Source organism: Elusimicrobiota bacterium, from assembly GCA_041658405.1.
GTDB lineage: Bacteria > Elusimicrobiota > UBA5214 > JBBAAG01 > JBBAAG01 > JBBAAG01.
The window spans coordinates 1-21,985 of the sequence record JBBAAG010000011.1; the positions used below are offsets into that span (position 1 = coordinate 1).

Below are 21,985 nucleotides of genomic sequence, written 5' to 3' on the forward strand. Positions count from 1 at the left end.
CTTTGCAGGACATACTTGCGCAGGATGTTACCGTGCTTACCTACGACCGTGCGGGGTATGGGTGGAGTTCCGCAGGAAAGTTTCCACGGACACCGGAACAAGTGGCAGTTGAGCTTGATGAAATACTTAATACATTAAACCTTGCACCGCCGTATATCCTTGTTGGGCATTCAATCGGTGGGTTGTATGCGCGGCAGTACGCAATGATGGCACCTGGCAAAGTTGCAGCCTGCGTGTTTCTTGATCCTATGCCGGTGGAGAATAAACGGTTTGAACAGGAACTCGGGCCTGAACTATACCGGCAATCAGGAGCGGATAAAACAGGGGCAATGAGTACGGGTAAATTTTTTGCGTCAACCGGGCTAGGGAGAGTATTAGCGCCGTTGATACAATCCGCGCCGATGTTTGCCGGGTACAAAAAACTTGGGAAAAACGTATACCCTGTAATATACGAAAATATGGTAAGGGAAGAATCGTATCCCGCAATGCTGAGCGAGTACGTATCCGCGATGGATGATACACAACTGGGATTAGTCCGCGAAAAAAGTAGGTTCCCGGATATCCCTGTAGTCGTAGTGTATCACTCACCGGAACGCGTGGTGGATGAAACTGTGCGCTGGGCTAAACTCACGAAGGAGGATGCTCAGAAAGTTGAAACGTTACGTGAAAAACTTACCCGGGAATACCTGGAATCAGGCAAGAATAAGAATAAGCCGGAATGGGTTGTTATGTCAAACTCCGGGCATTATATGCACCTAGACGAACCTGGGGTTATTGCCGGGATTATAAAAAAGTGTGCTGGGAAGGAGCGGAAATAGTTTTATGCCCAAGGAATGTAATGCTACCCGTAATAAGTCAAAGTGTAATTGTTCATACGAACCGTGCAGCAGAAAAGGTGTATGCTGCGAGTGTATTCAGTATCATCTTGCGATGGAGGAACTCCCGGCGTGTTGTTTTCCGGATGACGTTGAACGCACATATGACCGTTCTTTCTCAAGGTTTGTGAAGCTGCATAAATGACGTGTTTTAGAGTTGTTAAGTATTTAGGAAGATTGTTAGATGAATAACGGGTTTAAAAGTAATGTCAGAATATTTGTGCACTGGTTGATAGTAACAGCGTGGTGCGGGGTAATATTTTATCTTTCCAGTCGTAGCAGTATTGTTCCACAGTGGCATTTCTGGGACCAGGTATTGTCAATAATCGGGCATTTTGGTGAGTACAGCATCCTTGCATTTTTGTTTTACCGCGCTGTAAATTTGTCGTTACCCGCCCTGAAAAACGTGTGGCCGTATTTTGTGTATACATTAATATTTTGCGCAATCTACGCTGCGACGGATGAGTGGCACCAAAGTTTTGTGCCAACCCGTATAGCATCGGTGTTTGATTGGATGACGGATATAGTCGGTACCGTATGCGGTACAGCAGTGGCTGTGTTAATATATAAGTTATATATTAGGGAGTAATTGATGAAACGGTGGCAATGGTACGCTCTGGGCGGGTTATACGTTCTTATGGTACTACTGATATATCTTGTCATCCATAACGTACGGTTTTATTTTGGGTACGGTAAGGAGTTGGAGTCTAAGAAACAGGTATGGGATGCTGTGGAACAGTATGTCACCACCGCGGAAAAGTTTCCATCATCAACCGTTGCACCGGAAGCGCGGTACCGCGCAGCTGAACTTTTACGTGAGAAAGTTAAGGATTACGGCCTTGCATTGTACCAGTACGAACTTATCATCACGAGTTATCCCGAGTCAAAACACGCTAAACTTGCGGTAGGACAGCGTGAGTATTGTTACGATTTTATGCCGGTAGTGGCAGGGCATTTTTGGGCGGAAGGCGATTCTCAAACCGGTGGGCAAAACTATCGTGCGGAGATTGTTTCCGTTGGGAAGTCTAAGGTTGCTGGTCGTGATGTAGAAGTTTTACAACGCAAGGTCTTCGCCGGGAAACAGGTGGTGTCAAATACCAGGGAGTATTATTATTTTGAAGGTAAATCGTTGGTACGGCATGATACTGCGAACCCGCAGACTGTTATGATACAACCGTTATTACTTGACACTCAATGGTTTGCGCGGCAGATGGGGCAGGAAGTGGTATTCACTGTTGTAGCGCGGGGGTTAAACATTACCGTTCGTGCGGGGACGTTTACTAAATGCGCGAAGATACGGCAGGAGTATAAATCATTACCCGGATCATGGAGATACGATTACTATGCACCGGGTGTGGGGCGGATACTGACAACCACAGCAGCAGGGAAAATGCCGGAAACCAGGATGACAGAACTTCTTACCTACCGTGTACCAAAGAAGGTTGTACGTGTGATCAAACCTGTGAAGAATAAAAGTGGAAAATCACAAACACATGTTAAAAAACCTGTAAAAAAGTCTGTAAATAAAAAGAAGTAGGTTGACTTCTTCATTAGATAAAATTAAAATTTAGTTTGTTGAATTCGATATTAATATTCGTAATTGGGTTGGGTGAAGGAAAGATTCTGGTATGGGTGAACAATTGGGTGATCACGGGCAAGCATTAGTAGAAACACTGTTCTGCAGTATAATCCTTACATACGCCGTTCTGGCGGTATTACAAATACTTATTTCCGGGATAAATGTTTTTATCACTACCGATGCGGGGGTTTCGTATACCCGCTGTGTGGCGGTACGTACTGATATGTCCGGGGTTAATTCGCTTCCGGTTCTTGCGTTACTAAAACTTCCACGTAATGTTATACCCGTAAGTTTAAACTCCGTGGAACAGCAGTGCGGGTATGGTGATAAAACTGTTAAACTCGTGAATACCGAGATTAAGTACCTTGAGTGGCAGCCGGTACCTTTTATGCGGGCGCCTGTGGTACCTCCGGAAGCTGCGTTCTTATTTCCTAAAACTTACGGCCTAACCGGTGAAAATGTTGCGTCAATTCCTGTAACACTTAATATTTTGAAATATTCTATGGTGATGCCTTACGAACAAAAGTATTTTGCGGGGACAGAAAAACGGGAAGTAAATGAATAATAAAAGAATGTATACCCGCGGGCAAATCTTACCGTATTTTATAGCACTGTTTCTTGCGGGATTTATTATGTTTGCATTAATGGTAAACCTTGGAATTGTATTGGTTGAACGCGTAAAACTTCAATCCGCAGCGGATGCTGTTGCTCAAAGTGTTGCGTGTATACGTGCGCGTGCATTGAATATGCTTGGGATGAATAACGCTATGCTTGGGTTGGTGCTTACACACACAAATTTCGCGTGGGTGCCGGGTCTTACCTGTTACGATACTGCCGGAATTGTTGAGGCGTTAGCGGGGAATACTGAATTAATCCAGCGGGGGTACGGAGAGGCGTATCCGTTACTTGTAGCGGAAGATATTGCGAAACGTAACGGTGCGGAAAGTGTTTTTATTGACCCGTTTTCTGTGTTATTAGGGTTCGCTCCAAGGAAAGAACGGGTTGTTACGTTCTGGAGTACGGGTAATCTTTTTGGGGTAACGATACCGATGTTGCCGATGATACAAAAGAAGGTAAAAACTTTTCTCGTATGGCCATCTAAACCTTCCTCCGGGGGTAATCATACGGTAAAAGTGTATTTAACTAAAACTATACCTCCGGAAAAGTTGTTGTTCGGGTCTAAGTTTATGCCGGAAGGGAAGGTGACGCTTAACGCTGTAGCTGCAGCTAGGGTGTATAACCGTGACGGTAAAATGTTTCTTACTGACAATAACTCATGGGGTGTAGTGCATACCTGGGAATATATGAAAGCAATGCTTGGCGGGTGGGATGCGCAAATCGTTCCCGTTAGCATCCCGCTGGTGATGCATTGATGAAAAAACACGGGGGTCAGGCAATAATTGAACTATTAACAATATTACCGTTGATAGTATTACTCGCATACGCAGGGACGGGGTTTATCACCTGGATTACCACTGAGGTAAGGTTAATCTTACTCACACGGGATGCTGGGTTTATGATAGTCCACGGCAATTTGGAGGATAAGGAACTTAAGAATTTTGTTAATAACGGTTCTGCTGAATCACAGGTCGTGCAATTGAATATTGCTCGTGGTGATGGACTGACCGCGCCTGTGGAGGTTGAATGTTCCCGTGAACTATTATTCGGTGCCTGGACACAGTATGTTCCTGGTTTTGCCGGGAAGTGGAGGTTGAACCATAAGTTTGTGGTGTACGACGATACATGGATGATATATCCGTGCAGCGGATATTCACGGTCGTGAAGACGTTGATTATTCAGTGACAAATAAAGAGGGAGGGGAATAGCGTTATGGGTGAGAAGAATGTTTGTATTGGTATGAAGGCAAAGAATGGGTATAACGAAAAAGGGCAGACGATGGTGGAGTACGTGTTAATCATCGCGTTGATTGCGATTGCATTGATCGCGTCAATAAAACTTTTTGGTAAGAATGTTCATAAATCCTACAAAGCTGCTTCCGATAAAGTTGAGGATACCGTCGGGGTGTCGTATTACAATAGCCGGCAGCAGGCTGATAGTACCGCCGATGCACAAGTATCGCCAACAGGTGAGTGAACTTAACAAAAGAAAAAAGGTTTGAGAGGGTTGGTGTGTATATGAACAATAAAGGGCAAACTACGACAGAGTATGTGTTATTGATAGGCCTTATCGCAATTGCATTAATCGCGTCATTACGTATGTTCGGGCAGTCGGTCAACCGCGCGTTTATCGCTGCGGGGAATAAGGTTGCGGAAGTTACTAACGCAGCGCCTGTGCAGCAACAGGAGGGGGTAAGTTCTGGTAGTACCGGTACTGGTAATAGTACTACGGATGTGTTTAGTCAGCAGGATTCAGTTGAGGTACAAGAAGATAATAGTTTTGAGATGGATAGTTTTGATGGTTTAGTGGGTAACAATTTTCTTGGCGGGACTCAACAGGGTGTTGTGCAGCAGCAGCCACAGCAACAGCAGCAACCACAATCACAACAACAGGTGGCGGTACCGCAGCAACCGCAGCAGCAGGTGACACAGGCGCAGTCGACACAGGAACAATTGCAGGGGCAGTATCAGCAGTATCAGGATTATTATAACCAGGGACAGCAGGTGTATAACCAGGTGAAAGGATTATTCGGTGGGGAATAAGAAACGGGTAGCTATAGGGCTGGTGCTTGGCTTGTTAAGCGTGGTGCTGCTTAACTTTTACTTATCGTCGGTAGAGAAAAGGTTTAAGGTAACCGGTAAAACCGGTACGGTATATGTTGCAAAAAAGTATATTCCCGCAAATACGGTGGTAACCAGTCAATTAGTTGAACCTAGGGTGGTGCCGTTACAGTTCGTGCAGCCTGGTGCGTTGAAACCCGGGGTAACACTCAAAACTTTAGCTGGGAGGGATGTATATATTACAGCGGTACCTATTGCAAAGAGTGAACAGGTGGTATATACCAAACTTGTTATGGGAAATATTAAAACCGGCCTTGCGGCGTATATACCCGTGGGTTATCGTGCGGTAACGGTTCCTGTGGATGAGGTTTCAAGTGTAGCAAATCTTATCCGCCCGGGTGATTGGGTGGATATTTATGCGTCGATAGATTATGCGCAAAATGGCCTTTCCCGCGGGAAGGAAGTGTTGATGTTTCAGAAAGTAAGGGTTATCGCTGTGGGTAAACGGTTTGGTATTGGAAATAATAATGATACTAATCTTGAAGGGTATGGTACTGTAACATTTGCGATGACACCCGTTGACGCTGCGCGTATAGCGTATACGCATACCCGCGCGGTGCTGACTCTGGTATTGCGTAGTAATGCAGATGATGAAGTTGTGGAAGTACCCGAGGTTACGATGTTGTCGTTATTGACGGAGAATAATGCGGAGTTAATTCAGCCGGTAAAGTCTAAAGTGCCAATATTCCTGCGTGGGATGGAGAAACAGTTGGAGACTCAGCTTGGGAAGTAAATGACGGAAGAAGTGTTTTAGGGGGTAGGGTGAATAGTTGGTTTAAGTTGATAATAACACTTATGGTACTATCTGTGAATTGTAGCTATGCAAACATAACTTTTGCACAGGAACGCGGGGTTAGTAGTATTACCGCTGCAACACATACGGTAACGCTGGTGCAGTTATCCGTGCAGGTAGTGGAAGTACGGGTGAGTGATATTAAGAAGTACGGGCTTGAGTTTGGGAATAGTTTTGTGTTCACTGAAAAAGCCATACCAGCGGTGTTTACCCTCGGGGATATCGCAAGGGTTACACAGTTGCAGGCTACGCTCAACCTTCTTGCGCAACAGGGGCGTGCGAAAGTTTTGGCTAACCCCACATTAGTAGTGATGCCTAACCGCTCAGCGGAAGTGCGTATCGGCGGGGAGATACCTTTTATCATAACACAGGCACTGGGACAGTCGGTGGTTGAGTGGAAACCTTATGGTATTGTTTTGGAAGTAAGCCCTGTGGTGGACTACGAAAAAGGTGTTGTTACCACATCAATCCGTACAATGTTAAGTTCACCGGATTACGGTAATGCTGTGCGTATCAACGGAGCAGTGTATCCTGTCCTCAACACGCGTGAAGCACGGACTGTTGTGCAGGTACATGCAGGGAGTACCGTTGTGATTGCCGGGTTACGCCATGCGGTGGATACAAAACAGGATTCCGGTGTACCGCTTCTAGGGCAATTACCGTTAGTGGGGTATTTGTTTAAAACACGTGATGCAAGGAAGGAAGATACGGAGGTTACTATTTTTGTAACACCGTCTTTACTAAAAAACTGATGGGGTATTGTTGAGTTTATGGAAAAGTTAGGTAAAATCGTTGCGTTTATGTCGTTTAACAACGATACCCGCGAGAAAGGGTTTATCAAACGGTTTGTCCACAAACTTATCCCCGGGGGTAGTGTTGCTATAGTAGATACAGCGGATACGTTTGGGTTTAGCGTGATGGAAAAAATGTTTGGTATTCGTGAACGCAAGGATGTATCAAAGTTTTTGAGGATGAAAACAGAAGTCAGCCGGTATTTATTACACGGATATTTTAATTCCGGCCGTGAGGTGGATATTGTTGTTCCCGACAACGGTTGCTTATTACCCGAAGTTGTTGCAAGTATAGCCGGATTTTATGAGTATGTGGTGGTTAATATACAACCCGTATGCCCATGGGCGGAGGATGTCTTTAAGATCGCGGATATACTCCCTGTTTTTGTGGGGGAAGATATGCTTGATGCGTTGGATAAAGTTTATGAATTTGTTATTAAAGAAAATTGTTTAACCTCAGCGGTTAAGGTTGTTATTTTCAGTGATAACATGAATCTATTGAATGAGCTCAATGTTGGTATAAAGTTTGATATAGCGGGGATACTTTCAGGTAATGATCGCAGAGGGAATGAAAATGAAACAGAAGGCGTCGTTGCAAGTATTGTGGAAGCCGTTAAATCCGTTCCCGGGGGTAATGCCGCAAAATTTGGGGAGCTGTCCTCTTGCTCTATTCCAACAGTTAGTATGACAAAAACAATTACTATCGGGATGAGTGATAATAGAGTACATATGGATCTGTTGGAAGTTGAGTATAAAAAAAGTGTACATAATAAGGTACTGGATGCGCTTAAACGCGAAAACTTGGAAGTAACATCGTTAAATTTGAGGGATGCTGCGGTTAATAATCAAATAGTTAATACCGTACGTTCTGTAGTTGCAGAGGGTGGGACACACGGGGTTAGCCTTTCTTCCTCACAAAGAGAAGGTGTTATACAGAGAGTAGTGAATGATATCGTTGGGTACGGGCCGCTTGAGGAATTAATGGTGGATAAAACGGTGAGCGAGATTATGGTTAATGGTATCGACAGGATATATATTGAACGTAATGGCAAGATTAGTTTAGCTGCGGGAGTGAGGTTTGAGGATGAACAGCATTTACGTAACGTTATTGACCGCATAGTTGCGCAGGCAGGACGCAGGGTGGATGATGCTGTACCGCTAGCGGATGCACGGTTATTTGACGGGTCAAGGGTTAATGTTGTACTCCCGCCATTAGCGTTAAACGGGCCGGTAGTAACAATCCGCAGGTTTATGGAACACAAACTAGGTGTTGCGCAGTTGGTTAATATACAATCGTTGGATAATAATATGGCCTCGTTCTTACGCGCGTGTGTGGAACTAAAAAAAAATGTTGTGATCTCCGGAGGGACGGGAACGGGAAAAACGACTTTGTTAAACATTGTATCCTCGTTTATCCCGGAAGATGAACGGATTGTGAGTATTGAAGATTCAGCGGAACTGAAACTCCCGCATGAGCATTGGGTAAGGATGGAAGCGCGTCCCGCGAATGTTGAGGGTAAGGGTGCGGTTAGTATCCGGCAGTTGGTCGTTAATGCGTTACGTATGCGGCCGGACCGTATCGTTATTGGTGAATGCCGCGGGGGTGAGGCGTTTGATATGCTCCAGGCGATGAATACCGGGCATCAAGGGTCTTTAAGTACTTTACATGCGAATACTCCACGTGATGCTTTAGCGAGGCTTGAGACTATGGTATTAATGGCAGGGCTGGACCTTCCTTCTATAGCAATACGTGAACAAATAGTTAGTGCAGTGGATATTGTTGTGCAAATACGAAGAATGGCGGATGGTGCACGGAAGGTTGTTTGTATCACCGAAGTTGTGGGGATAGAATCCGGGACTATACAGACACAGGATATTTTTGTGTATGGTAATAACAATCACGTTTCTACGGGTATTGTCCCGGTGTTTATCGACGAGATTAAGTATAAATGTAAATGGTTTGACCTCGGGGTGTTCCGGGATAAACAAGCTGGGCAGGTGGTAACGGAGTATGTTATTGTAATGTTAGTTCTTCTGATAATCGGCCTAAGCGCGGGTGCGGTGTTTAATACTGCTGCTATAAAATTGTGGGAGATGTACACCACATACCGCACAGGGATACCTGGGCTTGCGCCATAAGAGTATAAGTGAAGTTTTAGTTCTTTATGGTATAATACTCCTGAGAAACATAATCTTTTGTGCTGTAATAATAGTCAAGGAGTTTAATTTTATACCATGAAAAAAATTGACTTAACTTTCGGATGGAAGTTTATCGGAGTTGACCACCAACCCGTTCCCTCAGCGGAACTAAAAATTCCAACCTCAACTGAAACTGGGTGGGAGGATATCTCAGTTCCCGGGGATGTTAATGCCGCGCTTGTGAACCTCAATAAAATGCCGGATCCTCACCAGGATGATAATAGTCTTAAATGTTATTGGGTTACCTCCAAAGACTGGTGGTACAAAAAAGTGTTTGACCTTTCCTCCACGGATATTCACGCAGGGAATACTGACCTGTGTTTCAACAATATCGACGGAACTGCGGAGGTGTGGTTGAATAATAAATTGTTGGGTACTGCCAAAAACTCATTCCGGAAGTACAGGTTTAACATCAAGGGTTTGCTTAATGAAAAAAAGAATGAGTTGTGTTTGCGGTTCCATTCAATTGATGCGTTAATGGGCGGGAAGCGTATTGACGATTGCCGCGGGTGGGGTACACGCCGTGCATGGGTACGGAAGCCGCAGTTTAATTTTGGGTGGGACTGGGCGTTGCCGTTACCGTCTATAGGTATAGGCGGTGATGTGTGGCTTGAGTATCAAAATGAACAGCGGTTGGTTGATTTTTCAGTGCAAACGTTTACTACAGGACGCGTAGATTTTGGGTTTGAGGTTACCAAACTTGTGAAAGAAAAGGGGTATGATGTCCGGGTTACTTTCGAAGGGTATGGCGTAAATGTTGTGGAATCCATTACCCGTAAATGTTTTAAGTCGTACCTGAGTTTGGATATTCCGGACCCGCGGGTATGGTGGCCTATAGGATATGGAGAAAGTTGTCTATACAATTATACCGTTGAACTTCTCACCGGCGGGGTGGTGGTTGATACACGTAAGGGAAAAGTTGGTTTCCGTGAATGTAATATCTATGAACGGCCGTTTACTAAATCCGCAGGGCCGGGGTATTCGTTTGAGATACAGGTAAATGGGGTAACAGTTTTTTGTAAAGGTGTTAACTGGGTGCCTCTGGAACTATGGCCGGCAATGGCTACTCATGAACAGGCGGAGTTTTATCTCAGAAAAATGCGGGATGCGGGGTTAAACATTATCCGCGTGTGGGGCGGCGGGATTTATGAACCGGACTATTTCTATGATCTCTGCGATGAACTTGGGATTATGGTATGGCAGGATTTTATGTTCGCAAGTTCCGGGTATCCCGTAAATTATTTACGTGATGAAATTATTGCTGAAGCGAATTATCAGATACGGCGGTTGAGAAACCATAGTTCGATAGTTCTATGGTGCGGGTGTAATGAAGATGTATACTCCTGGGGTTATCCCGGGCAGCAGGTGGATAAACAAGTTGATGATACTGTTGATACAACCGTTGATGTTCATTCCTCAGGGGTGGCTGAGGTTACTAAATTGCAAAGGATCAAGTGGGATCCTGAACTTTATACGATGCTGCTGCGCGGGTTGGTGAGTAAACACGGGCTTAATGTGCCGTATATTGAATCCAGCCCGCAATCAAGGGATGATGCGGGTAACCTGCCAAACTCAGGGAATGCGCATATTTCGTGTTGGAAGTATGCGTTGTTTACTGTTGCGCATGACACGTCACAGTTTCGTAAACATTTTGAGCAGGTATGCTCGTTTGATTCTGAGTTTTGCATCCAGGGGCCATGCAGTGTTGAGGCGTTCAAAAAGTTTTTGTCGCTATCCCACCACTGGCCGCCGGATGATGTGTGGACAATACATATCCAGCGCGGGCATAAAAACCTTACTCATCATGAACAGACAATGCTTATCGCTAACGGTATCTTCGGGGAAGTTAATAGTTTAGAAAAGTATGTTAAGTACGGGCAGGCAGTACACGTTGAGATGATGCGCGCAGAGTACGAAGCTGCAAGGCATGACCGGCCGAACAGCGGAGGTACAATGGTGTGGCAGTATAATGATTGCTGGCCGACTTCCAACTGGTCAATCATAGATTATTACCGTACACCAAAACCGTCGTATTACTCAGCAAAACGTGCGTGTATGCCGATACTTCCGATAATATTTGAACGCCGCGGAGTGATTGATTTTAGTATTGGTAATGATACCTTAAATAAAGTTGTGGTAACCGTTGAGTACGGGCAGGAAACGTTTGACGGAGTTAAAATATGGAACCGTGAGAAAAAAGTTGTTATCAACGAGAACAGTACCAAAATTGTAGATAAGGTTGCACGGAAAAAAGTGGAAGTTGATAATGATAGTTATTTTTATATTCACGCTATGACCGAAGACGGGAGGCAGTTTGAAAAGATTGCGTTTTTCCCGGATGGCTGGAAAAACATTGAATGGCCGGCTGAACCAAATATCAAACCTGAAATTATTGAACAAAAACAGGTGAATAACGGATGGGTGACTAAATTTAAAATTAAGGCAGATACGTTTGTGCGGTTATGCCATCTTAAAGTTAAAGACGAGGATACTGCGTGGTGGTCCGATAATTATTATGATTTACCTTCGGGATGTGAGAAAGTGGTGGAAGTGTTTACTGGAAATAAGGTGGGGATAAGTAGTATATTAATAGGACATTGGTTAGGTGAGTGGTATTGATTATTTTGTGGTTTTAGAAAGGTGTAGTGTAGTATGAAACAGTTTATGCATTCGTTAGCCGTTTCTGCAGGGAAGATTTTATTGAAGTATTTCCGTACTAATGTAGGGGTTAATTATAAGTCCAAGAATAATCCTGTAACCATCGCGGATAAGCAGTCAGAAGAAAAGATGATGAGTATGATCCGCACAAAGTTTCCTGGGGATAGGTTTATCTGCGAAGAAACGTGTGCGGTTAACGGTATAGAAAAACCGGATAGTAAGTCTAGGTACTGGATTATTGACCCGCTTGACGGGACCGTAAATTTTACGCACGGTGTGCCTATATTCACGGTGTCAATCGCGTTGATGGAAAAACAAAAGCTTAAGTATGCGATGTTATACACACCGGTTAATGGGGATACGTATTACGCGGAAAAAGGTAAGGGCGCAGAGAAAAATGGGAAACGTATACACGTATCAACCCGGAAGAACCTTGCTGACGGTTTATTAGGTACAGGGTTTCCGTATACTTTATTCCTAAAAGATCCTAAACAAGTACTTAAATTATTCGACGCGTTTATCGTCAAAGGACAGGGGATGCGGCGTCTTGGGTCCGCAGCGTTGGACCTCGGGTATGTAGCCGAAGGGTTATTTGAAGGTTTTTGGGAACACGGGCTGCAGCCATGGGATTGCGCAGCAGGTGCGTTGATGATAGAGGAAGCCGGGGGGAAAGTTACCGACTATCGTGGTGGGGATAATTACCTGTTTGGTGAACGTATTGTCGGGTCAAACGGTTTTGTACATAAAAAAATGATTGATATTATAAGAAAATCCGGTGTGGGACGGTAAAAGTTGAACCTGATACTATTTTCCGTTGTTTTCAACGCTGAATATTTGTTGTACATTAGCTAAGTCATCATCATTGCCCATTAGTATTAGTATGTCATCCGTGTTTATGCTTAGCCCGCTTTCGGGATTAGATATTATTTTGTCTCCTCGGCGTAGTGCAAGTAATGTTATCCCGTATTTTTTGCGTAAATCTATTTCCGCTAAGGTTTTACCGGTAATTTTTGCGCCAAGATGTACTCTATAAGTGTTTATCTCTACACCAGGTAGTTGGAGTTTGGCTGCGTCAAGGTTGTCTTTCAACGGTTTGCTGAGTTTACGGATCATATCATACCCATCCGACCGGAGATCAGATACAAATTGTTCAATATCTGATTGCGGGATAAAGTAGCGTTCAAGTACTCTGGCGAAGATTTCAACCGAGGCTTCATAATCTTCAACTACAACTTCGTCTGCGCCGAGTTTGCGTAATTGTTCTATCCCGTCAAGGTGTAATGCCCGGACAATGATCTGTGCTTTCGAGTTTATTGTCCTGATATTAGATGTTATCCTCTGTGTTGCTGCTGGGTCAGAGGTTGCGATGACCACAACTTTTGCGTGGTTCGCATTGACAAAATGTAAGACATGGTCGTACGTTGCGTCACCGTAGTACACAGGTTCACCATTAGCGGATTCTGTTTTCACTACTTCCGGGTTCATCTCAAGCGCTATATATTGTATATTAGCTATCTTAGCAGCACGTGCAATACTTCTACCTGTAATACCATAACCGATGATTAGTAAGTGATCCTGTAACGCAGCGGGTTTCTTGCTTCCTTTTAAATCACCTGTTGGGAAAAGGCCGTGTTTTATACGCGGGGGTAAAGGTAATCGCAAAAATGTGCTGGCAATTGACGGAGCGAGGTCTGCGATAAACGGGGTTAATGCCATGGTTAATACTGTTACCGCCAGGAATATGTTGTAAAGTTCAGGGGAGAGGATGGTGTAGTCCAATCCCGCACGGGAGAGGATAAACGAAAATTCGCCTACCTGGAATATATACAGCCCGGTGAGGAGTGCTGAACGTAATGAGTGCCCAAGTATAATTGCTGCAAAAGTTGAGATGCTTATTTTTAGGATTATTACAGCCATTAGTATCAATAGTATAAGCGGTAATTGAGAAAATAGTTGTGTGGTGTTCAACAGCATACCGACTGAAATAAAAAAGAAGCTGCTAAAGACGTCTCTCAACGGGAGTACGTTGCCAAGGATTTGATGGCTGTATTCTGACTCCGAAATTATTATCCCGGCTAAAAACGCGCCGATGGCAATTGATAAGCCTGCACTATGGGTAAGCCATGCTACTGCAAAACAAATTGTTATTGTGCTGAGTATAAAAAGTTCGCGGTTACGCGTGCGGACAATCTGTAGTAATACGTACGGGATGGCGTAGCGCGCGCCTAAAATTACCGCCGCGAGAATTACGATGCTTGTGATTAACAGCGAAAGCGCGGAGAGTAACGGTGTGTCTGCCGTAGTTGTTCCTGACAAAAACGGGGTGAATATTATTAACGGGATCACAATGATGTCTTGAAATATTAGGATTGCTAATGCTGTACTTCCATGAGGGGAATCGGTTTCCGCTTTTTCTTGTAATATTTTTAAAACTATTGCTGTGCTGCTGAGTGAAGTTAGGCATCCTATGAATAAAGACGTGGTAAAGTTTAGTCTCAGTAAGGTTAGTGTAAATGTTACCACCGCAGTTGTTAGTATTACTTGTATACCCCCCCCGAGGAGAGCAGGTTTTTTAAGACGGAATAGGTTTTTGAATGAGAATTCAATGCCGATAGTGAATAATAGTAGCGCTACGCCGATCTCGGAGAGGACGTTTACCCCCGCAATATCGTTTACTAGTTTAAACCCGTGCGGGCCGGCGAGGATGCCGGTGATCATAAATCCAACAATCGTCGGGATACGGAGTTTTGATGATAAAAATACTACGCCGATTGATAATAAAAATATTGTAATTACGTCGTTTAAAAACGGGATATTCATAATAAATTTTATAATAACATAAGTTCTAATAAAATGCAAATCCGTGTATATTTTGTGTTGGAATATGAGTATAATATTTAAAACAAAAAGGTGTGGGTTGTATATGAATATAAACATTGAACGTGAAAGTATTGAAAAAATAGTTGGTGCCGTAACAGACGCCGGGTTTACAGCTATGCAGGAACGGGTGAATAAATGCCTTGCGCGGTTTAATGAAGTATTTCCCGGGGTGGCAGATGTACAGTTGTACCGCGCACCGGGGCGCGTTAACATTATTGGTGAGCATACTGACTATAACGGCTTGCCCGTACTTCCGATTGCGATTGACCGTGATATCATTGCTGTAGTTTCCAAACGTAAAGATCATAAAATAGTTTTTGGTGATACAAAAAAAGATTTTCCTCTTACTGAGTTTGAGATCACACGTAAGATTCAACCTTTTGAAAAAGGGTTTTGGGGTAATTATATAAAAGCTGCAGTACAAACTGTGGTGGATTATGTTGACCATGCTGAACTTAAGGGTGTCAACGCAGTGCTTGATAGTACAGTACCTATTGCCGCGGGGTTGAGTTCATCAGCAGCGTTGACTGTGTTAACCTCAAAGGTTGTAACTGAACTTAATGATATTAAAATCAGCGGGTTGACTTTAGCGCAGAAAATTGCGGAAGGTGAACGCTATGTCGGGACGGATACCGGCGGGATGGACCAGGCAATATCGTTACTCGGGAAATTAGGGTATGCATTAAAAATTGATTTCAGCCCGTTGGAGATACACGCAGTGCAGTTGCCGAAGGAGTATGTGTTTGTGGTAGCTAATAGTAATGTTCATGCGGAGAAGTCCGGTGCTGCACAGATGGAGTATAACCGCCGTGTGTCGGAATGCCGGCTGGGGACGGTTATCCTTGAGAAGTACCTACAAAAAAACGGGTATCCTAACGCAAAACTTAAATGGTATGGGACTTTGCGTGAAGCGAAGTATAAGACTGTGGTTGAGAATTTTTCTGATATTTTGGAGAAAGTGTTTCACCCGGAACCTTACAGCCTAGAAGAGGTTGCAAAAACTGTGGGGTGTGATACACAAAACGTTGTAACACGGTGTCTAACATTGAAAACCGGGAAAGTGTTTGACACGCCGGTTGATGGGTTCAAAATTAAGCAGCGTGCGGTGCATGTTATTACCGAATGGCAGCGGGTGGAACGTTGTGTTGCCGCAATGGAACGCGGGGATATTGATACTGTCGGTGCGTTGATGGATATCTCGCATAAAAGTCTTGCACGGGATTATGAGGTTAGTTGTCCTGAGCTTGATCGTTTAGTCGAAGCCATGATGTCTTCCGGTGCGGTGGGGGCGCGTCTTACTGGTGCGGGGTTCGGCGGGTGCGCAATCGCTCTTGTAAAACGTGAAGAAAAAGAAGTTGTTGTCTCAAAAATAGTTGAGAAGTTTTATGGTGGTAACGCTAAACCCGGGAATATTTTTACAGTGATTCCTACCGCCGGGGCGGGCCGCGTAGTATAGCCGGCTTGTCTATCCCAGTAGTTGTTGAAGTTTATTAACCTTTTGTGGCTTTAAGTCTTTTATATTTTTAAACGCATACTTTATCCCGAGTTTTTTCCATTTATCTACTCCCATTGTATGATAAGGTAATAGTTCTGTTTTCTCGATAATTCTTTTATAGGGTTTCAGTAATGCTGCATATCCGCGGATGTCTTTTATTGTATCATTAAACTCCGGGACTATTACATGACGGATCCATACCGGGATGTTATTTTCTAAAAGGTAATCCAGGATTTTTAGTGTATGATTTAAACTTGATCCGGTTAGCCATTTATATTTCTTGTCTTCAAAATGTTTTACATCTAACAAAACCAGGTCGGTATATTTTAAACATCGTTTGACGTCAGGATTTAACATACACCCGCTGGTGTCCAGTGTTGTGTGTATTCCGTGTTGTTTACACTGATAAAAAAGCTGTGAGGCATATTTCGCTTGCGTTAAGGGTTCTCCTCCGGAAAGGGTTAATCCGCCAGTGGTGCTGAAGTATGGTTTGTATTTTATTATTGTTTTCATACTTTGAGATACTGTCATCGCGGTGCCTCCCCGGGGATTCCATGTGTCCGGATTGTGGCAGTACCTGCATCTTAATGGGCATCCTTGCAGAAAAAGTATTATACGCAAACCTGGCCCGTCGGCTGTGCCCATGGTTTCAACTGAATGCACCCGGCCTTTTATTCTCACGTTTTACTTCCCAATCTTTTTGTGGAACGTTCGTGCAATGACTTCGCGTTGCTGTGGTTTGTTTAACTTATGAAAATTGACGGCATAACCCGAGACTCTGATTGTTAGGTTAGGATATTTATCGGGATGTATCATTGCGTCTGTAAGGTCGTGTTCTTTCATTATGTTAACATTAAGATGATGCCCTTCCGATGAAAAGTAGCCGTCAAGGATTGAGGATAAATTTGTTGCTGCTATATTACTATCTTTCCCGAGGACGTCCGGGATTAACGTAAATGTATTCGAGATACCATCCCGGCAGGAACAGTAGGGTAATTTTGTTACAGAGTTCAACGATGCAAGTGCGCCAGCAGTGTCTCTGTTATGCATAGGGTTTGCTCCGGGTGCAAACGGTGCGCCTTTTTTACGGCCATCAGGCGTTGCACCGGTCATTTTGCCGTATACTATGTTTGAGGTTATAGTAAGTATTGATAATGTGTGATGCGCGTTACGGTATGCCGGGGTTTTTTCTAACGTACGCTGGAAGTCGGTTACAAGTTCACGGGCTATGGAGTCTACACGGTCATCGTCATTGCCGTACTTCGGGTATGTACCTATGGTTTTGTAGCCAGTAATAATACCCCGGTGGTCTTTGACCGGGATAACCTTTGCGTATTTGAGTGCGCTTAGTGAGTCCGTTACTACTGATAATCCTGAAATCCCAAAGGCCATATAACGTTTGATGTAGGTGTCATGTAATGCCATCTGTAACTTTTCGTATGCGTACTTGTCATGCATATAGTGTATGACGTTCATGGTATTGACGTATAAATTGCATAGCCAGTTACGGTAGAAAATGTAGCGTTTGAGGGTTTCATTGTAGTCCATAATCTTACCCGCAGGCATTGGGTCCATCTCAGGGCCGATTTGGTCACCTGTAACTTCGTCACGGCCACCGTTGATTGCCATTAATAACAATTTTGGCAGGTTGCACCTTGCGCCAAAAAATTGCATTTCTTTACCAATTGTCATCGCAGAGACACAGCATGCAATCCCGTAGTCATCGCCATATAAAGGGCGCATGAGGTCGTCATTTTCGTATTGTATGGAATTAGTTTCTATTGTTATCTTTGCGCAATAGTTTTTGAATTCCTGAGGTAAACGCGTGGACCATAGAATCGTTAGGTTGGGTTCCGGTGCGGGGCCCAGGTTTTTTAGTGTATGCAAAAAACGGTAGGTGGTTTTCGTAACCATACTCCGTCCGTCAATACCTAGGCCGCCAAGGGATTCGGTTATCCATAACGGATCTCCGGCAAAAAGTGTGTTGTACTCAGGGGTACGCAGTTGGCGTGCTAAGCGTAATTTTAGGATGAAGTCGTCAGTGATTTCCTGTGCTCCTTTTTCATCCAGCCGTCCTTCTTGTATGTCGCGTGTAAAGTATATATCTAAAAATGTGCTTATCCGTCCGAGTGACATCGCAGCGCCGTTTTGTTCCTTAATAGCGCCAAGATAGGCGTAGTAGAGCCATTGTGTGGCTTCCAGTGCGTTTACCGCAGGACGTGAGATGTTATGGCCGTACAACGCTGCCATTTTATTGAGTTTTTCAAGGAAGTCTATTTGTCTATAAAGTTCTTCGGATAAACGTATATTTTCGTCATCCATCGTGTGTTCTGCGAGTTTGTTTTTATCATACTTTTTTTGGGTAATCAAAAATGTTGTGCCATATAATGCCACACGGCGGTAGTCACCTATGATTCGTCCTCTGCCATAGGCGTCCGGTAGGCCTGTGATAATGCCGGATTTCCGCGCTTTTTTCATGTCATCCGAGTACGCACGGAAGACGCCATCGTTATGAGTGGTGCGGTAATGGAAGTATTCTTCTATTTTGTCGTCTAGTTTGTAGCCATAGGATTCACATGCGGTGCGGGCCATTCTTATTCCGCCAAACGGGTTGACTCCGCGTTTCAACGGTTTGTCGGTTTGTAACCCCACGATGAGTTCAAGGGTTTTGTCTATGTAACCGGGTTTGTACGTAAGTAATGAAGATACTGTACCGGTGTCAATGTCAAGTACGCCGCCACGCGCGTGTTCTTGTTTTAATATCTTTTCTGTTATTGCACAAAGTTTGAGGGTGCGTTCTGTCGGCGGGGATAAGAAGTCAGTTCTACCGTCATATGGATTATAATTTTTTTGAATAAACCCGCGGACATCGATTGTTGTTTGCCAGGTACCCGGGTTAAAACCGCGCCAGGGGTGTTGCACCTTTTTGTCGGTATGCTTGGGGTTGCGTGTCATACAGTAATACCGCTCCTATGTAATAAAATTATTCTGTTCCTACTAAGTATTACCCAGGCGGGCGGTACTGTCTACTCTTGCTTAACCGATTCACCATGGTTCAACTATTTGTTCCCATGTATTTTATGCCGCCAGTTTCGGTCAAGCTCACACTACTACAACGGGTAATTATAAGTTTATGCTCCGCTGGTTGTCAATATAATCACTGAAGAAAGTTTTTTTGTATTTTGTATAATGTTTGTTTAGTTGAAATCAAAAGAAAGGTGTTTGAGAATATCATGAAGATTGTAGTTACCGGTGGGGCGGGGTTTATCGGCTCTCATGTAGTTGAGCATTATTGCCGTGATGCTCGGAATAAGGTTGTTGTTTTGGATAATCTACGGTCGGGCTACCGGAAGAATCTTATTAGCCTAACTCATGAATTTATTGAAGCAAGTGTTACTGACCTTACTGCGGTAGAACGGTGTATCGACGGGGCAGAGTATGTGTTCCACCTCGCTGCATTGGTGAGTGTGCCGGAATCGATGAAGGAGCCGAAACTTACTGAAGATATTAATGTCGGGGGTACGTTGAATATCCTATCCGCAGCGGTTAAGTATCATGTAAAAAAGGTTGTATTCATTTCTTCCGCTGCGGTGTATGGTACAAATCCGGTTGTCCCTAAGACTGAGGATATGTTGCCGGAGCCGCGGAGCCCGTATGCTGTTACCAAACTCGCGGGGGAGTATTATTGCAATATTTATGCTCAGGAATATGGGTTGCCGGTGGTAGCTGCGAGGTTCTTTAATGTATTCGGGCCAAGGCAGGATCCAAGGTCGCAGTATGCCGCTGCAATTCCTATCTTCACATCAAAAGCGGTGAAAAACGAACTCATCACAATTTATGGGGATGGTGAACAAACACGGGATTTTGTGTATGTAAAGGATGTAGTTAACGCGTTAACTTGTGTTGTTGCAAACGGTAATGGAGTTTATAATATCGGGCTGGGGAAAGGGACGAGTGTTAATTCATTGGTAAAGAAAATTGTTGAACTAACAAATTCGCAGTCAAAGATTATATATGCCGAGCCGCGGGTTGGGGATGTAAAATTTTCAGTTGCTGATATTACCCGTTTAAAAAACGCGGGGTTTAAGAGTAATGTGGCGTTTGAAGATGGGTTGAGTGATACGGTAAAATATTTTGGGTTATGCGTATAATACGTAACCCCCCGTGCTTTATAACTATTTTTCTTGGTATTGCCATTAGTTTGTTTGCCTACACAAATGCTTTTTCTGTGTCTGAACCTTCCATCATTATAATAAGTCCGGATGATGAAGAAGTTATCGAAGATATTATGCCGCAGGTGTCCGTAATGTTTGAAGGACAGGTGGATGTTACTACCGTGAAAATAAAGGTTGATGGCGTGGATGTAACACCGCAATGCGATATCGCGCCGGAATATCTTCTCTATGTTCCGCAGATGGCTATGAGTGAAGGTTCTCATCAGGTTATCGTTACCGCTAAGGATACTTGGGGACAAGATATTATGCCGGCAGTGTGGGTGTTCATAACAGTTATACGTCTTGAGGGTGAAGGTGCTGTGGTGTCTGATACAGAAACCGTGAGTTTTGAGGGAGAACTCGGGGGGGTTGAGGATACAAAACAGTCGGTCGGGATGGTTAATGGAACTTTGTCTGTTGGTTGGCAAAACGCGTGGACTGATAATACACAAGCGGATTATTATACTGTTACTTTATCTACCCTTGTAGCAATGGATAGTTATTTTTACGGGCAAATATTAGGAGTTAATTTCAGTGGGTGGTATAACCGTAACCAGGAGTATAAGCCGTATGAACAGTTCGCTATTGATGTGTACAGTGATTATCTTGACCTAACCGCCGGATATTTTTTCCCGTACTTCAGTGAACTTTCCTTAAATGATTTTAATGCCTTGGGGAGTAAGGCATATATTAAAATCGGGGAGACTAAGCTCGGATTAGTGGGTGCACGGATACGTGAGCCTGAAGAAGGTACTGAAGAAGGATGGGGTACCTACGCGCGGTATGTCACAGGGGTAAAGCCGGAGTTTGAGTTTGGAGAGAATTTGCTTGTTTCATTAATTTATGTTCGTGCATGGGATGAGATTTCGTCATTAAAAACGCCGGGGTATGCTGTGCCAATAAAAGGTTCCACGGTTGAATTGTTCACGAATTATACGATGCTTGAAAAGTATAATCTCGTGGCTGAACTTTCAAGTAATGAGTATTACGAGAATGCGTTGTTGAGTAATGCCAGGCCGTTAACTGATTCTGCGTGGGTGGTAAGTTTTGGTGCGGTTTTGGATTCCGGGAAGGTTAATCTAGGGTATCGCAGGGTGGGCTCAAACTATTATCCCGTAGCGAGTTCAATGATTGAATCTGATCGTATGGGGCCTGAGTTTAGTGCTGAGTATACTATCCCGGGGATTTTTACGACTGTTTCTGCGGAGACGGATTATTATCAGAACCTGGTGTCGACAACCTATGCAAAAGCGTATCGCGATGATTATAAGACATATTATGTTCGCGCGTATTTAAATGTTCCGGAAAAACCGTCATTATCGATTTCATGGAGGGATACCGTATATTTTAATGAGCAACGGAATGTTAGTACCACGCTTAATTTCGGGTTTTTTAATAATAAACTGAATTATTCGGTGAGTGCAAGTCAAAGTAGTAGTTACGCAGACAATATAGAGACTGTGTATCAGAATATAAACGCGTATTTTTCGGTTAAAATGCTTGATGGTAAACTCTTACCGTCGGTGAGTTATAATTATTATAAAGGGTTCACTAAGAGCGTGCCGGTGACCTATGAAAAGGTGCAGAATACGCGGACTGTGGAGGTTGCATATAATATTTTTAATGGGCATACGCTGACACTAAAATATTTTAATGTTTATAGTGTGGATGAGGTTACGTTTGCTAATACTAACCTTGAGGAAGTGGTGTATGCTAAGTATAGTTTTAATTTTTAGGTGGGCGTAGGGAACTTTTTTTGGTGC

20 protein-coding genes and 1 riboswitch are annotated in these 21,985 nt (G+C 43.8%); of the genes, 17 read left to right on the forward strand and 3 right to left on the reverse strand.

The annotated features are described in order from the left end of the window. The 14 genes from WC955_03585 to WC955_03650 all read left to right on the forward strand — a co-directional run. The coding region (locus WC955_03585) for an alpha/beta hydrolase (GenBank protein ID MFA5858130.1) at positions 1-818 on the forward strand (818 nt) is incomplete at its 5' end. Between the two features lie 4 nt (positions 819-822). Beyond that, complete coding sequence (locus tag WC955_03590; GenBank protein MFA5858131.1) at positions 823-1,020, forward strand: DUF6485 family protein; 198 nt, start codon at positions 823-825, stop codon at positions 1,018-1,020. 39 nt (positions 1,021-1,059) lie between these two features. After that, positions 1,060-1,464 carry a VanZ family protein gene (locus WC955_03595; protein MFA5858132.1) on the forward strand — a complete coding sequence of 135 codons (405 nt, stop codon included), beginning with the start codon at positions 1,060-1,062 and terminating at the stop codon, positions 1,462-1,464. Between the two features lie 3 nt (positions 1,465-1,467). Further along, on the forward strand, positions 1,468-2,412 hold the full coding sequence (locus WC955_03600; GenBank protein MFA5858133.1) for a hypothetical protein: 945 nt from the start codon (positions 1,468-1,470) through the stop codon (positions 2,410-2,412). A 91-nt stretch (positions 2,413-2,503) separates the two neighbouring features. After that, entirely contained in the window at positions 2,504-3,019 is a 516-nt protein-coding gene (locus tag WC955_03605) for a hypothetical protein (GenBank protein ID MFA5858134.1), read from the forward strand. After that, positions 3,012-3,827, forward strand: a complete 816-nt coding sequence (locus tag WC955_03610; GenBank protein MFA5858135.1) for a Tad domain-containing protein — start codon at positions 3,012-3,014, stop codon at positions 3,825-3,827. The genes WC955_03605 and WC955_03610 overlap by 8 nt, the downstream gene beginning before the upstream one ends. Continuing rightward, positions 3,827-4,237, forward strand: a complete 411-nt coding sequence (locus tag WC955_03615; GenBank protein ID MFA5858136.1) for a hypothetical protein — start codon at positions 3,827-3,829, stop codon at positions 4,235-4,237. The genes WC955_03610 and WC955_03615 overlap by 1 nt, the downstream gene beginning before the upstream one ends. Positions 4,238-4,284: 47 nt before the next feature. Next, the gene (locus WC955_03620) at positions 4,285-4,548 is read left to right on the forward strand and encodes a Flp family type IVb pilin (protein ID MFA5858137.1); all 264 of its coding nucleotides are present in this window, start codon (positions 4,285-4,287) and stop codon (positions 4,546-4,548) included. Positions 4,549-4,589: 41 nt separating this feature from the next. Then, on the forward strand, positions 4,590-5,114 hold the full coding sequence (locus WC955_03625; GenBank protein MFA5858138.1) for a hypothetical protein: 525 nt from the start codon (positions 4,590-4,592) through the stop codon (positions 5,112-5,114). Continuing rightward, positions 5,104-5,925: a Flp pilus assembly protein CpaB gene (gene cpaB / locus WC955_03630; GenBank protein ID MFA5858139.1), complete on the forward strand. Its 822-nt coding sequence runs from the start codon at positions 5,104-5,106 to the stop codon at positions 5,923-5,925. Before WC955_03625 ends, cpaB begins: the two co-directional genes overlap by 11 nt. A 29-nt stretch (positions 5,926-5,954) precedes the next feature. Next, complete coding sequence (locus tag WC955_03635; GenBank protein MFA5858140.1) at positions 5,955-6,737, forward strand: type II and III secretion system protein; 783 nt, start codon at positions 5,955-5,957, stop codon at positions 6,735-6,737. A gap of 18 nt (positions 6,738-6,755) precedes the next feature. Beyond that, positions 6,756-8,915, forward strand: coding sequence for a CpaF family protein (locus WC955_03640; GenBank protein MFA5858141.1), 2,160 nt, complete (start codon positions 6,756-6,758; stop codon positions 8,913-8,915). Between the two features lie 96 nt (positions 8,916-9,011). Further along, complete coding sequence (locus tag WC955_03645; protein MFA5858142.1) at positions 9,012-11,594, forward strand: glycoside hydrolase family 2 protein; 2,583 nt, start codon at positions 9,012-9,014, stop codon at positions 11,592-11,594. A 33-nt stretch (positions 11,595-11,627) separates the two neighbouring features. Beyond that, entirely contained in the window at positions 11,628-12,422 is a 795-nt protein-coding gene (locus WC955_03650) for an inositol monophosphatase family protein (protein ID MFA5858143.1), read from the forward strand. 15 nt (positions 12,423-12,437) lie between these two features. Here WC955_03650 and WC955_03655 read toward each other — a convergent pair whose 3' ends face one another. Next, positions 12,438-14,453, reverse strand: coding sequence for a cation:proton antiporter (locus tag WC955_03655; protein MFA5858144.1), 2,016 nt, complete (start codon positions 14,451-14,453; stop codon positions 12,438-12,440). A gap of 103 nt (positions 14,454-14,556) precedes the next feature. Here WC955_03655 and galK point away from each other — a divergent pair, with 103 nt between their 5' ends. After that, positions 14,557-15,969 (forward strand): galactokinase, encoded by a 1,413-nt coding sequence (galK, locus tag WC955_03660; GenBank protein ID MFA5858145.1) that lies wholly within the window; start codon positions 14,557-14,559, stop codon positions 15,967-15,969. Between the two features lie 9 nt (positions 15,970-15,978). Here the strand turns inward: galK and pflA are convergent, their stop codons facing one another. Continuing rightward, positions 15,979-16,689 carry a pyruvate formate-lyase-activating protein gene (gene pflA / locus WC955_03665; GenBank protein MFA5858146.1) on the reverse strand — a complete coding sequence of 237 codons (711 nt, stop codon included), beginning with the start codon at positions 16,687-16,689 and terminating at the stop codon, positions 15,979-15,981. Between the two features lie 3 nt (positions 16,690-16,692). Beyond that, positions 16,693-18,963 (reverse strand): formate C-acetyltransferase, encoded by a 2,271-nt coding sequence (gene pflB, locus WC955_03670; GenBank protein MFA5858147.1) that lies wholly within the window; start codon positions 18,961-18,963, stop codon positions 16,693-16,695. Between the two features lie 44 nt (positions 18,964-19,007). After that, positions 19,008-19,112: riboswitch (ZMP/ZTP riboswitch) on the reverse strand. Between the two features lie 129 nt (positions 19,113-19,241). On the opposite strand from pflB, the gene WC955_03675 reads away from it, so the two are divergent. Both WC955_03675 and WC955_03680 read left to right on the forward strand, forming a co-directional pair. Beyond that, positions 19,242-20,159: an NAD-dependent epimerase/dehydratase family protein gene (locus tag WC955_03675; GenBank protein MFA5858148.1), complete on the forward strand. Its 918-nt coding sequence runs from the start codon at positions 19,242-19,244 to the stop codon at positions 20,157-20,159. 50 nt (positions 20,160-20,209) lie between these two features. Then, complete coding sequence (locus tag WC955_03680; GenBank protein ID MFA5858149.1) at positions 20,210-21,958, forward strand: hypothetical protein; 1,749 nt, start codon at positions 20,210-20,212, stop codon at positions 21,956-21,958. The last annotated feature ends 27 nt before the right edge of the window (positions 21,959-21,985 follow it).